Origin of the sequence: Nonlabens ponticola, assembly GCF_003966335.1 — a bacterium.
Lineage (GTDB): Bacteria > Bacteroidota > Bacteroidia > Flavobacteriales > Flavobacteriaceae > Nonlabens > Nonlabens ponticola.
The window spans coordinates 1,327,779-1,341,513 of record NZ_CP034549.1 but is presented as its reverse complement, the minus strand read 5'-3'; the positions used below and the strand labels follow the sequence as shown (position 1 = coordinate 1,341,513).

The window sequence follows — 13,735 nt, the reverse complement described above, 5'->3', positions numbered from 1 at the left end:
TATGCTCTTTGACTTTATTAATAGCCTTGAGCTTTTATTGATCTTTTACGTTTCCGACCTTGAGGAAAATATTCTGGTGGTATGTGAAACTGATCAACCTGTTTGAGAATTCTAAAATCACTCTTTCCCACGAAATTTATATGAAACAATTCCAATAATTCTTCTGACGCATTAGGATCTTGATAAATTATTTTTTCAAATGTGTTGTCATGTCCACTTAATAATTTTGAATCAATTGCTCTATTAAAAGTAGGGAAAGAGTAACCTATAATAATGAGAATATCTGTCTGCTTCAAAATTCTAGTAGCTTCTTTCAGTTTTGAAGAATTATCGTCCCAAGCATAATTAATTAAGCTAAGACATTTACTGAAATTTGATGGATTATATAATTCTGCAATTCTTCGTACAATTCCATTATTTGATAACTCATCATCTTGCTGGAATATCCTATCTAAAATTTGTGAGTCGTTGATCCAAAAATTGGAAACACCATTAAGATGGAGAATTTCGTTATTTTGAAATTTGCTTTCATTATTTGGTAAAAATTTTATCTGCTCATTCAATTCTGTTAAATTAAGTCGGCTTTTAAAAAATAATGAAAAAGCACTTTCTAACTGGTTATCATAGTTCCAACTTAAAAATCTCACATTATTATCCAATTTAGGCGCAGCGTTCGATGCTTTTATTAAATAGTTTGCAACTAAACTTTTATATCGCGAGTCAATATCGTTGTAGAATAGCTTTTGATTTTTATTTTCTTCAATTACCTCTTTCTTATGAAAATGCCCTTGCCATATAGTGAAGAATATGCTGACTAAAAACTTGAGTTTTTGTAATGATTCGTTTTCAGCATTCAAATCTAACTTTTTAGCATAAGTGTCAAGTGTACCATACTGTTCACTCATTTCTGCGAGGTGTTCTAGATCTCTCGAGAATTCAAATATCGTATTGCGATAGGGTTTCGTATCAAAGCTACCATACCTACTGCCTGCACTTACCGACTGTTTTAATTCTTTGGCTACCAATCGAAACTTATCCGATAAGCCATTCAAAATAGGCACCGCATAATAACTAGCTCCTGCTCCAAATAAATAAGTGATTTTCTTTTCTGCCATATTTCTACTTAACAATCATTCTAAACCATGTTCGCTTTCGCGAAAGCGAAACTATTCCCAATCTTTATTAGTCCTATAAACCACACCCTTAAATAGCGCCACCAACTCATCGTCTTTTTTGATCTCGACGATATTGAAACCAACTTTGGTTTTGGTTTTATCCAGCGTGCATTCTGCAGTGATGTAATCGCCAGCTTCTAGGGCTTCTATGTGGTTGATGCTGGTCTCAATGGAGACCGCTTTTTTACCGTGCGTGTTTGAGGTGAATCCAAATGCCGTGTCGGCAAGCGAGTAAGTTATACCGCCATGAGCTTTGCCCATGCTGTTGAGCATTTCTGGTCGTATGGTCAAACCCAGTTTCACGCGACCTACCTCAACGCTCAATATTTCTATTCCCAGCCATTGCGAGAAAGGATCCAGAGAGAGCATTTTAGCGGGAATGCTTTTTCCATCCATCATGCGAAAAACCTTTCCTTCTTACTTGCCTTGCTGCGCAATAATGGCGAGCAGCGATAGCGGTCTTCTCTATAGAAATCATACAAAGCATCCAGCTGATTTACACACCAGTCCAGTCCTTTCTCATCTGCCCAGGCGAGTAGCCCTTTAGGGTAATTTACTCCTTTGGTCATTGCATTGTCTAGATCTTCAGCACTGGCGATATTTAGATAAAGTGCATCCGCAGCTTCATTGATGAGCATGACCAGCAAGCGGTCTTGCATCGCTTTTCCATCTGCGCCAGTGATCATTTCTGGATTGTGATCTAGCTCCTGTTTCTTTCCATCTTGATAGGTGTAAAAACCTTTGCCCCTTTTTTTACCTAACCATCCAGCTTCAACCAATCGCTTTTGAGTTAATGACGGCTTGTAGCGTGGATCATAGTAAAAGGCCGCAAAAACAGATTCTGTCACAGCATAATTCACATCATGGCCTATGAAATCTGTCAGCTCAAAAGGCCCCATACGGAATCCCATTTGACGCACCAGTTTATCTATGGTAGGTACATCTGCCATGCCTTCTTCCAGCATGCGCAGCGATTCACTATAGAATGGTCGTGCCACTCTATTGACGATAAAGCCTGGTGTATCCTTTGCGACGGCAACCGTTTTACCCCAACTTTTGATAGTTTCAACTATTCCTTCAGTGATCTCAGTATTGGTTTGCACGGCTGGCACTACTTCAACCAGTTTCATCAAAGGTGCTGGATTAAAAAAATGGATTCCAATACAACGTTCTGGCTTTTCTAGCGAGGCTGCAATACTGGTCACGCTTAGGCTAGATGTGTTGGTAGCAATAACGCAGTCGTCGTTCACGATTTTCTCCAGATTCTGAAAAACCTTCTTTTTGACCTCAAGATTCTCAACGATTGCCTCAATAATTAAATCGCAGGATGATAGTTCTGATTCCGCTTTCGTACCTCGACTGCGCTCGGCATGAACTTCTGCGTCGCCTAGCTCCTTGAAAGCGATATTACCCAATATCCTATCTCTCTCTTCATTATCAATCCGATTCTTCTCTACCAATCTTGCCAGGATCCTTTCTAAAGAATCTTGCGCTGTGACTAGTTGATCGCTATTCACATCAAAGAGTGTGACGCTACATCCTGCAGTAGCGGCAACTTGAGCGATACCACTACCCATAGTTCCTGCGCCAACTATCCCTACTTTTTGAATATTCATATACTATTATATCGTTTTTAATTGCCCTTGATACGCTCCCAAAGTTTTTCCAGAATAAAATCGACATTGTCAAAGTCTTTCTCTGTCTCTGTTGCGATTAAGGTTTCGTTTGTTTGATCCAGCTCATAAGCAAAAACAAAATTCTGCTCACTATCGCTCACTGGTATGCGGCCAAATCTTAAATCATAGAAAAACCAGGTGTTTTTCTTTTGTTCCATAAGATACCAACCCTGCGAAATATCAATAAGTCTTTTAAGATTGATTTGTGCTTGCTGCGGTTCATAGTTGGGTTCTTGAGCGCGATTTTTTGGGAATCTCTCAAACTCGATAGGCTGCGTATCAAAAAAAGAATAGTCACTTATGAGATAGGCATCGCGCGCATCTACATTGCCATTCCACAAGATCGTGTTGAATGCAGCTGGCCTGGTAGATATTTCTGAATAGGAATATCCCTTATCTTCTAGCGCTTTTTCAAATTTGCCGTGAACTATTGATTTCAATACTAAAGTCAAAAGTAGGTAACAAGAACTCCAGATTATTCCTGCCCAGTTGACTTTCCTGCGTTGAGCAGACTTTCTATTCAAGAACATCGCCCAAATCACGCAACCCAGAAACGGAATCGTGTAAAATGGATCAATCACAAATATGCTATTGAACGCAAGTCGCAGGTCAAATGGCCAGAACAACTGCGTTCCCCAAGTTGTGAACACATCTAATAAAGGATGCGTGAACAAACCCCAAAAGAATAACCACGCCCAAGGTTTCCAGCCTAGATTTGCTTTACGCTCGATTTTATTGACCAGCCAACCTAGCAATGGTGCTGCCAGCACGCAAAAAACAATGGAATGGCTTAATCCACGATGAGCCTCTGTAGCTGTAATCGTGTCGGTAAAGTTTTTGACAAGCACATCTAGGTCGGGAATCGTGCCGGCAATAGCTCCATAAAGCATGGCTTTGTTGCCTACTTTACGTCCTAAAACAACTTCGCCGGTAGCGGCGCCTAATACGATTTGGGTTAAGCTATCCAATTATTGGCCTTTGAATTCTGGCTTTCTTTTTTCCATAAATGCAGCGACGCCTTCTTCATAATCTGCGGTGTTGGCGCTTTGGATTTGTAGCTTAGATTCTAGAGCGAGTTGCTGTTCTACTGTGTTTGACATGCTCTCGTTCAAGGCTTTCTTTGTGTTTGCGAGAGCGATGGTAGGTAGTTTTGATAGCTTTTCGGTTACCGCTTTCGCGAAAGCTGAAAACTCATCATCCTCTACTGCTTTATAGATCATTCCCATTTGATCAGCCTCGGTTGCAGTGATTTTGTCTGCTAGCATCATAACCGCACTAGCCTTTCCAAAACCTATCAACTTAGGCAAAAAGTACGTACCCGCACTATCTGGAATCAATCCTATTTTTGAAAATGCTTGAATAAATGCAGCGCTCTTGGTAGCAATGACGACGTCACAACACAGTGCAATATTAGCACCAGCACCGGCTGCGACACCGTTCACGGCAGCAACAACAGGCTTTTCTAAATCACGTATGCGCGTAACTATAGGATTGTAATGATCATCAAGTATGGCTTCAAAACCTGGATTCTTTTCTGGATCTGTTATTTCCTGAATATCCTGACCCGCGCAAAATGCCTTACCACTACCAGTAATCATCACTGCTCTTACGTCACCTTGCTTGCAGCGATCCAAAGCATCTTGCATGGCAAAAGCCATTTCTTTATTGAAAGAATTGAAAACTTGCGGACGATTTAAAGTAATCTGGGCAATGCCGTTATTGATTTCTAATTGTATGGATTGGGACATTCTATTGGTTTCAGAAGCCGCCAAAGAACGACTTAGGTTATTATTTTAATTGATGACTTTTAAAATTTCGCTTTCGCGATAGCGAAAACATTCAAATCTACTACTTACTTTAAACACTTAAAGTAGTCAAATGGCTCTTGACAATCTTGACATTGGAACATGGCCTTGCAGGCCGTAGAACCAAATTGGCTGACCAGCTTTGTGTTTTGAGAGCCACAATTGGTGCACTTGACCAACTTTTTCTCATTGAGCAAGACGTCCTTGTCGGCCGTCTCATCAAGCGGCGCGGCGATACCGTATTCTTCAAGAGCCTTGCGACCTCTTTCTGTAATCCAATCTGTCGTCCACGGCGGACTCATGATTAGCTGTACATGCGTGGTGTAACCATGTTTCTTAAATGCTCGTTCTAGGTCATCACCAATGACATCCATCGCAGGGCAGCCGCTGTAAGTAGGTGTTAGTTTTATATTAATCTCATTACCTTCAACTTGAACATCTCTTATGACTCCAAGGTCGATGACGTTGAGTACTGGAATTTCTGGGTCTTTTACGCTTTCAAGTATCTCTAGAATTAAAGGATCGATATCAAATTGCTGCTTTACCATCTCGAGTTAGGATAAGTTCTCTGCATGTACTGCATTTCAGCCAGGATGCGTCCCATGTGCTCGCTGTGAATTCCTTGTTTACCGCCTTTTTGAAAATACTCAACTTCTGGAATATCAAGCGTAGCGGTGCGCAGCTGCTCTTCTACTTTTTCATAGTAATACTCTTTCAATTGAAGCATGTCTGGTGCAACGCCAGCCTCTATCATCGCTCTGTCTGCATCTGTTTTGTGAAAAAGCTCATCTGTATAAATCCACAAGTCGTTGACGGCTTGCTGTACTCGATTGTGGCTTTCTTCTGTACCATCGCCAAATCGCTTTAACCAATCACCAGAAAAACGCTCGTGATAACTAGCCTCTTTGATCCCTTTAAAAGCAAGTGCTCTTAATGTCTCATCTGCACTTTGTTGTAAGGCGTTCAAAAACAATCTGTTGTAAACATCAAAGAAATACTGACGAACGATCACGTAACCAAAGTCAGTATTAAGTTGCTCAACTAGTAAGACATTCTTGTACTCACGCTCTTTGCGTAGAAATGCGATATCATCTTCGGTAGTTTTATCTCCTTTAAGCTGTGCAATGTATTGATAGTAACTACGCACTTGACCTAGCAAATCCAATGAAATATTAGTAATCGCAATATCAGGCTCGAGGTTAGGCCCATGACCGCACAATTCTCCTAATCTTTGGCCTAATATTAAGTAATTATCTGCAACGCCTAACAAGTAATCAATTAGGTGTTGTTTGTTTTCTTTTGACTCGAGAAATTGTGGATTGAGTTCTTTTATAGGTTTCATGAGAGAAGTTTGAGTTGAAGGATAAGTGTAAGTTTAACCCTTGTCTTTCACTTTAAGATTTAGATTTTATAATAGCTCTCAGTATTTTGATTAATTCAAGTGATTCTCGCGATAGTATTTTGAGTTCTGACACTATATTGAGTTCTGCACCAATTTGAATAAGTATATTGTTCCTACATTCTTTAATCTCTTTGTGAGCAATATTCAGTTTATTGAGTTTGTCTTTTTGACTACTGGCACCTAAAAATTCTCCAAAATTTAAAGCGACAGATCCAGAGGAACGTATCAGCTGTTGCTGATAATACCTTGAAGCGTAGTCATTCCAATCTGCCTTTCTAGATAAATTGATAATTTCTACAGCGAACTTGATCAATCGATCTTCAAGATCATATTTCTTTTCGTCCATTCGTTATACTTAATCTTAGACTTGATCTTCAACTTAAAGATTTACATGTGTTTTAATTCGTCAGGCAACTCATAAAACGTTGGGTGCCTGTAAACTTTATCACTAGCAGGTTCAAATAAAGAGCCACTATCGTCTGGACTGCTGGCGGTAATGTTTTTGGATTCAACAACCCAGATGCTGACACCTTCATTGCGGCGTGTGTATACATCGCGTGCGTTGTTGAGAGCCATTTCTGCATCTTCTGCGTGCAGGCTACCGCAGTGCCTGTGTTCTAGACCATTCTTTGATCTTATAAAAACTTCCCAAAGAGGTGTTTCTTGATTAGAGGACATATTTCGAATTTCTGATAAATAAAAAGCGAAGCCGTCCTACGACGGCTTGAATGTAAAACTTATGAAGCCTGCGCAGCTTCTTCTTTACGCTCTCGTTGTTTGTTTGCATAAGCCGTGGCAGCCTCGCGTACCCATGCACCGTTTTCCCAAGCGTCGCGTCGCGCATCTAGTCTTGATTTGTTCATAGGACCATGACCTTTGACCACTTGCCAGAATTCATCCCAATCAATCTCGCCAAAATCATAATGTCCCGTTTCTTCATTCCATTTCAAATCTGGATCAGGAATCGTCAACCCTAGAATATCAGCTTGAGGAACGGTTTGATCAATAAACTGCTGGCGCAATTCATCGTTGGTCTTGCGCTTCAACTTCCATTTCATGGACTGCTCTGTATGTGTACTAGCCGCATCAGTAGGGCCTAGCATCATGAGTGATGGCCACCACCATCTATTAAGCGCGTCTTGTGCCATTTCTTTTTGCTCATCAGTACCATTACAAAGGGATAGCATGATCTCATAACCTTGTCGCTGGTGAAAGCTTTCTTCCTTACAAACACGCACCATGGCTCTTGCATACGGCCCATATGAAGTACTGCAAAGTGGTACTTGATTTATAATAGCAGCACCATCGACTAACCAGCCTATCGCACCCATATCTGCCCAAGTGACTGTAGGATAATTAAAAATGGAAGAATATTTTGCTTTTCCGGAATGCAAATCTTCATACATCTGCTCACGAGTAATGCCCAATGTTTCACAGGCGCTGTACAGATACAAGCCATGTCCAGCCTCGTCTTGAACCTTTGCTAATAAAGCAACTTTGCGACGCAACGATGGCGCGCGTGTGATCCAATTACCTTCAGGCAGCATCCCTACAATTTCAGAATGCGCGTGCTGACTTATCTGCCTGATGTGCGTCTTGCGGTACTTCTCTGGCATCCAGTCTTTCGGCTCAATTTTCTCATCACGGGCAATTTTTGCATCAAACTGCTCTTCTAGACTTTTAATTTCTGCTTCGCTCATAATGTAGTTATTAGTTGTCGGTTACTGGTTAACAGCCAGCTTGCAACATTTTCGTTTATCTATTCAAGCCCTCGCAGGATGGCTTTAGTTATTCGTTTTACTCGGTAGATTTTTAATGAATCCGCTTTCGCGAAAGCGTAATCATCAAAAACTGTACTGCAAAAAACTGAGAGATGCTGAAATAAATTCAGCATGACAGTTATACATCATAATTCACTACCAACTTTTTACTGGTTGGGACACTCACGCAGCTTAATACGTAACCCTTATCGACCTCATCATCCGTGAGTGCATAGTTGACTTTCATCTCTACGCTGCCTTCTTCTACCTTGCACTTGCAGGTGCTGCATACGCCACCTTTGCAGGCATATGGTAAATCTGCACCAGCGGCAATCGCTGCATCCAATACATTATCGTGATCATCACCTAGCACAAAGTGAAATTCCTTGCTCCCATCGATGATCGTCACGTCAACACCATCTACTTTTTTCTCCAGCGCGGCCGCTGCTCTAGCTTTGTCTGCATCACTCAATCCACTCACGAAAAGCTCGTAATAGATGTTTTCCTTATTCATTCCTGCAGTAACAAGCTCGTCTCTTATCAAGAAAATCATCTCTTCTGGACCGCAGATGAATGCATCATCGGTATGCGGTGCGTTAATCAATGTCTGTGTCAACTGCTGCAACTTTTCCTGATCAAATCGACCATTGAAAAGTGGTATATCTCTTTGTTCACGACTCAAGAAATAAAAGACCTCAAACCTACTTAAGTACTTGTTTTTCAGAGCCTCTATCTCTTCTTTGAAGATAATGGATTTTGCCGTGCGATTTAAATAGAATAACTTGAATTTGGCATTTGGCTCTTTTTTCAAGTGTGTCTTGATGATGCTGAGCATGGGTGTAATACCACTACCTGCGGCAAATGCAACGTAGTTTTTAGTCTGCTTTTCATCCGCACACTCAATCCCAAAATCACCGCTAGGTGCTGCGACCTTAATCGTGTCGCCTACCTTAAGTTCTCTGTTGACATAGGTCGAGAACTTACCTTCAAAAATCTCCTTTACGGCAACCTTCCATTCATTGTCCAGCGGACTGCTGCACAGCGAGTAACTGCGGCGTACGTCTTCATCATTTATAGTAGCTCGTAAGGTCAAAAACTGGCCTTGACGATAATTAAATTCTTCACGCAATTCTTGCGGCACATCAAATGTGAGTACCGTTGTATCCTCGGTTTCTTTGTAAACCTCTGAAAGCGTTATGTCATGAAATTTATTCACAAATATTGAGTCGTTATTTCCTAACGAAACTAACACTTGTTAGTTTGATGTGCAAAGGATTTAACAATGTGATCTGTTCGTAGTATTGCAGTATCAATGATTTGTAAGTAAAGTGACCACGTAAGATGCTGAAACCAGTTCCTTTAGACTTGCATGTATTATTTTCAATAGAAAAAGAGAGGATAGGTTCAGGTACACTATAATAAGTTCTTGATCGATCAATCAATATGCTGATACAGACCTGAGCCTATCTAATCATCAAATTTTCAAATAGAAATTAGGGATACGAGCCCATTATTAAGGAATTGAATTATTGATGATCTCCTCTCTTCATTATTAATCAAAAATAAAGGTATGACAGATTTAATTATCGGTATAGATATCAGTGCCCAGACATTGGATATCTGTATCAGAGAGCAACGATGTGATCAGTTCTTCGTGATCAAGAATAAGGTGGGTGCCATCAAGAAGTTCCTTGTACCATTGGTGAGTAAGGACAGGAACATACTGCTGGGTATGGAGAACACTGGAAGGTACAATTACAATCTCTATGAGGTCCTGCGGACGCTGGAGCTAAAGACCTTTGTGATATATCCCTTCCATTTAAAGAAAAGCCTGGGACTTGTCAGAGGAAAGAATGATAAGGTCGATGCAGAGCGCATCGCCAATTTTGTCGAGAAGAATCATAAGGAACTCGATCCGTGGAAACCGTGCAGTGAAACGATCATGGAGATGAAGTACGTGATGACTGAAAGAAGATCGAAGATAAAGACACGCGCCAGGCTGCTCCAGCAGCAAAGAGACCTGAAACTGATCAAGGATCCAAGGCTCAAGCGCAGACTTGTCAATATGTTCAACAAGAGCCTAAAGCTGGTAAGCCAACAGATAAAGGATCTTGAAGCCATCTTGGAAGAGTTGATAGACATGGATCAAACCATAAGGGAACAGATAGAACTGGTACGCAGTGTGCCAGGTGTGGGAACGGTGCTCTCGACGGCTATCGTCATCAAGACCGAAGGCTTCAACACCTACACCGATCCCAGGAAACTTGCCTGCAGTGCTGGCGTGGTTCCCTTCAACTATCAATCGGGAATATCACTCAAATCTAGAAATAGGGTGTCCCACATGGCAGATAAGTCCATGAAGACCTTGTTGCACATGGCCGCCATGAGAGCCGTGAGACTCGAATGTGACCTCAAGTACTATTACCAGAGAAAAATTGCAGAAGGAAAAAATAAGATGAGTGTATTAAATGCCGTCAGGAACAAAATCATTCACATCATCTACGCACTGATCAAAAACCAAACTATTTATAAAAATAGCTTGTCATTGTCATAGAAATCAGCATGACAATAATTATTATTTACGGATTGAAGCAAAGCCACTCAATGATACCTCCCAAAAATAGTACTCGCCTCATTATAGCTGCTTTCAAATGAGGTCATTTTGATGCCTGAATCGGCTTTTGCTTGATTGAAATAACTTACCATTTTCTCGGTAGGCATGTTGCCGGTGAGTTCATCTTTGGCCATAGGGCAACCGCCAAAACCTTGAATTGCACCATCAAATCTGCGGCAACCAGCTTTGTAGGCGGCATCCACTTTTTCGTGCCATTTTGTTGGCGTGGTATGCAAGTGTGCACCAAATTCGATAGCTGGATAAGCAGGAATCAGGTTAGAAAACAGGTATTCAATAGATTCAGGATCTGATGTTCCTACCGTATCAGACAGTGACAAGATCTCCACGCCCATGGCGCTTAATTGCTGCGTCCACTCGCCTACGATCTCAACATTCCATGGATCGCCGTATGGATTACCAAATCCCATCGATATATAAACGACTACTTTTTTCCCTTTCGCGAAAGCGAGATCCAAAATCTCTTGAAGCAGCTCTACAGATTGCGCAATGGTTTTGTGCGTGTTACGCATCTGGAAGTTCTCGCTTATGGAAAACGGATAACCCAAATAATCAATCTCTGGATGCTCGCAGGCTGCCTGCGCACCGCGCAGATTGGCAACGATTGCGAGTAGTTTAGAATCCGTTTTTGAAAGATCTAATTGAGCCAAAACTTGGGCAGTATCCACCATTTGAGGAATGGCTCGCGGCGATACAAAACTGCCAAAATCGATGGTGTCAAATCCGCATCGCAGTAGTGATTGTATGTACTGTACCTTGGTAGCGGTAGGAATCATTTCCTTGATTCCTTGCATGGCGTCACGCGGGCACTCGATTATTTTGACTCGTTCCATTGGCGTAAAGATACCATTACGCTATCGTTTGCGGAAACTCAAAAGTCATCAGTCACGTATTACCATTTTTCCTTGAGTCAAGTTCTCGCCTGGCTATCGTTTTGAAATCCAATAAATAAGGGACATGAGCTGTTTCTTGAGTCCAACTTCAGCATAGCAATATCGACTTAGCCATTTACTTAATAAACATTTGCAACATGTCTCTGACTTGATCTGTATCATCAACGTAGTAGCGAGCTGCGGTATTAGCAAGTCCTACCTTGACTGTGATGGCAGTTTCTGGTAGATCGTGAAACATGAACTCGTCTGTCCAGTCGTCGCCTATGCAGAATATAAAGTTATAGTTCTTGTTCAGGATATGATTGTTAGCTGCCTTACCCTTGTGGACATTGCTACTCTTGATCTCAATGACCTTGTTCCCAGACAGCACGCTCAACCCATGATTGCTGGTTAATTCCCGTATCACGTTTGATAGCTCATTGGCTCGCTGCTCACCTAATTGTGGATCTGCTTTGCGGTAATGCCAGGCAATACTGTAGTTTTTTTCTTCAATAAAAGTTCCTGGTGTACGGTCTACATAGGTTTGCAATACAGGCTGGATGGTAGGTACCCAATCATTGTTCATAGTTTCGGTAAGTTCCCAATCCTGCCCGTATGTTTTTTTCAACACACCATGCTCAGAAATTAGCGTGACAGGCACGTCCTGAAACCACTCGCCTAGCGTCACGCTGTCGCGACCGCTAATAATCACCACTTCGTTTTGGTCAGGTGCTTGCAGCTTTTTGATCATTTCCAGCAATGCTACATCAGGTTTTGCATCGCCTGGATTATTGACAAAACCTCGCAATGTGCCATCATAATCAAGGAAGAATATGCGCTTATTGGCTTTTTGAAATTGCTCGAGAATTACCGTTTGCCTTTTCTCATTGATATGCTTTGCCTTGACTACGGTTTGATTGCCTTTTACTGCGTCTAGTTTGACCATGAAATCACTCGCCCATTTTTCCACATTGTAACGTTTCAAGCGGCTTTGCATGAACTTATTACGCTTCTTTTGTTCTTCTACGGGCATTTCTAGCGCTTCTTTGATGGTATCCGCAATCAGATTAATGTTGTTTGGGTTGATGAGTAGTGCCTCGTTCATTTCCTTGGCGGCACCAGCCATTTCTGACAGGATCAATACGCCAGTGCGGTCGATTCTGGTGGCGACGTATTCTTTGGCGACCAGATTCATTCCATCGCGTATAGGTGTGATCAACGCGACATCGCATGATGTATAGAGATCGATAAGATTCTCGAAAGGCATGGATCTATAGAAATACCAGACTGGCGTCCAGCTCACGGTAGAAAATTTACCATTGATGCGTCCTACCAACTCGTCAATTTCTTTCTTCAACACTTGATATTGTGGCACATTTGATCGGCTAGGTACCGCTAGCATGACTAGTCTGACTTTCTCAGAATAATGCGGATATTTCTCTAGAAAATGTTCAAATGCACGCAGCCTATTTGCGATCCCTTTTGTGTAATCCAAACGATCTATGGAAAGAATCATTTTGGCATCTGGCGTGGCCGTTGCATGAAGATCCAATCGACGTTGTAGCTCGCTTTGTGTTTTATCAGTTTGTTGATAGTTCGCTTTCGCGGAAGCGGAAAACTTCTCATAATCGATACCCATGGGAAAGCTGTCTACCTTGATTAGACGATCTTTGAACGTGATCTCATTGAAGCTTACCTCATGCCCCAGAATCCTACTTACCGAACTCAAGAAATGACGCTCATAATCATAGGTATGGAAGCCCAACAAATCTGCACCCAGCAGGCCATTGAGCAATTGTTCACGCCATGGTAAGGTCCTAAAAACCTCGTAGGATGGGAACGGAATGTGCAGGAAAAATCCAATGGAAACGTCGGGTCGCTGCTCTTTGATCATTTGTGGCAGCAACATCAATTGATAATCGTGTACCCAAACGGTGTCGCCATCTTCTAGATTTTCCAGCACGACCTGAGCAAACTTCTGATTTACGCTTTTATAGATTTCCCAATTTTCATCATCAAATTCTGCATATTCCATAAAATAATGGAACAGCGGCCAAATAGTACGATTGCTAAAACCATAGTAAAAGCCATCCATATCGCGCTGGGTCAATTCCACAGCAGCACACTGTTGATTTGTGACTGCTTGCTGTATTTCAGATTTGAGGTGGTCGGGCGTCTCTTCCTTTGTGAGTCCAGTCCAACCTATCCATAAGCCATTGTTGTCTCTGTGTACCGATTTCAAACCTGTCGCCAGTCCACCAACGCTGGGGTGCGAACTCACCTGGTCGTTTTCAATAGATAATTGAAGTGGCAATCGATTTGAAACTATGATGGTTTTGCTCATAAACTGGTCTTACTTTACTGGAATGGATGTTTAATCCTTAAATTTCGGCAAATCATATTTAAAATAGCC

At 41.7% G+C, this 13,735-nt stretch carries 14 protein-coding genes; 1 reads left to right on the top strand and 13 read right to left on the bottom strand.

The genetic code is table 11. From position 1 onward, the window contains the following. Positions 1–17: 17 nt before the first annotated feature. From EJ995_RS06015 to EJ995_RS05965, 11 genes are all read right to left on the bottom strand, one after another. Positions 18–1,115, bottom strand: a complete 1,098-nt coding sequence (locus tag EJ995_RS06015) for a hypothetical protein (protein ID WP_126446612.1) — start codon at positions 1,113–1,115, stop codon at positions 18–20. Between the two features lie 51 nt (positions 1,116–1,166). Continuing rightward, positions 1,167–1,571 carry a PaaI family thioesterase gene (locus EJ995_RS06010; protein WP_126448882.1) on the bottom strand — a complete coding sequence of 135 codons (405 nt, stop codon included), beginning with the start codon at positions 1,569–1,571 and terminating at the stop codon, positions 1,167–1,169. Further along, entirely contained in the window at positions 1,571–2,791 is a 1,221-nt protein-coding gene (locus EJ995_RS06005) for a 3-hydroxyacyl-CoA dehydrogenase NAD-binding domain-containing protein (RefSeq protein ID WP_126446610.1), read from the bottom strand. Before EJ995_RS06005 ends, EJ995_RS06010 begins: the two co-directional genes overlap by 1 nt. A gap of 17 nt (positions 2,792–2,808) precedes the next feature. Further along, complete coding sequence (locus EJ995_RS06000; protein ID WP_126446608.1) at positions 2,809–3,819, bottom strand: metal-dependent hydrolase; 1,011 nt, start codon at positions 3,817–3,819, stop codon at positions 2,809–2,811. Beyond that, positions 3,820–4,599: an enoyl-CoA hydratase-related protein gene (locus tag EJ995_RS05995; RefSeq protein WP_126446606.1), complete on the bottom strand. Its 780-nt coding sequence runs from the start codon at positions 4,597–4,599 to the stop codon at positions 3,820–3,822. A gap of 104 nt (positions 4,600–4,703) precedes the next feature. Further along, positions 4,704–5,204, bottom strand: a complete 501-nt coding sequence (gene paaD / locus EJ995_RS05990; RefSeq protein ID WP_126446604.1) for a 1,2-phenylacetyl-CoA epoxidase subunit PaaD — start codon at positions 5,202–5,204, stop codon at positions 4,704–4,706. Further along, positions 5,198–5,998 (bottom strand): 1,2-phenylacetyl-CoA epoxidase subunit PaaC, encoded by an 801-nt coding sequence (gene paaC / locus EJ995_RS05985; RefSeq protein WP_126446602.1) that lies wholly within the window; start codon positions 5,996–5,998, stop codon positions 5,198–5,200. The genes paaD and paaC overlap by 7 nt, the downstream gene beginning before the upstream one ends. Positions 5,999–6,050: 52 nt before the next feature. Continuing rightward, on the bottom strand, positions 6,051–6,404 hold the full coding sequence (locus EJ995_RS05980; RefSeq protein WP_126446600.1) for a four helix bundle protein: 354 nt from the start codon (positions 6,402–6,404) through the stop codon (positions 6,051–6,053). Between the two features lie 41 nt (positions 6,405–6,445). After that, complete coding sequence (gene paaB, locus EJ995_RS05975; RefSeq protein WP_126446598.1) at positions 6,446–6,736, bottom strand: 1,2-phenylacetyl-CoA epoxidase subunit PaaB; 291 nt, start codon at positions 6,734–6,736, stop codon at positions 6,446–6,448. A gap of 59 nt (positions 6,737–6,795) precedes the next feature. Further along, positions 6,796–7,758: a 1,2-phenylacetyl-CoA epoxidase subunit PaaA gene (gene paaA, locus EJ995_RS05970; protein WP_126446596.1), complete on the bottom strand. Its 963-nt coding sequence runs from the start codon at positions 7,756–7,758 to the stop codon at positions 6,796–6,798. A gap of 199 nt (positions 7,759–7,957) precedes the next feature. Then, complete coding sequence (locus EJ995_RS05965; protein WP_126446594.1) at positions 7,958–9,034, bottom strand: 2Fe-2S iron-sulfur cluster-binding protein; 1,077 nt, start codon at positions 9,032–9,034, stop codon at positions 7,958–7,960. Positions 9,035–9,388: 354 nt separating this feature from the next. Here EJ995_RS05965 and EJ995_RS05960 point away from each other — a divergent pair, with 354 nt between their 5' ends. Further along, entirely contained in the window at positions 9,389–10,372 is a 984-nt protein-coding gene (locus EJ995_RS05960) for an IS110 family RNA-guided transposase (RefSeq protein WP_126446592.1), read from the top strand. Positions 10,373–10,419: 47 nt separating this feature from the next. Here the strand turns inward: EJ995_RS05960 and EJ995_RS05955 are convergent, their stop codons facing one another. Together EJ995_RS05955 and EJ995_RS05950 are read right to left on the bottom strand one after the other, a co-directional pair. Continuing rightward, positions 10,420–11,283, bottom strand: a complete 864-nt coding sequence (locus EJ995_RS05955; protein ID WP_126446590.1) for a hydroxymethylglutaryl-CoA lyase — start codon at positions 11,281–11,283, stop codon at positions 10,420–10,422. A gap of 175 nt (positions 11,284–11,458) precedes the next feature. Continuing rightward, positions 11,459–13,666 (bottom strand): bifunctional alpha,alpha-trehalose-phosphate synthase (UDP-forming)/trehalose-phosphatase, encoded by a 2,208-nt coding sequence (locus EJ995_RS05950; RefSeq protein WP_126446588.1) that lies wholly within the window; start codon positions 13,664–13,666, stop codon positions 11,459–11,461. Between the last annotated feature and the right edge of the window lie 69 nt (positions 13,667–13,735).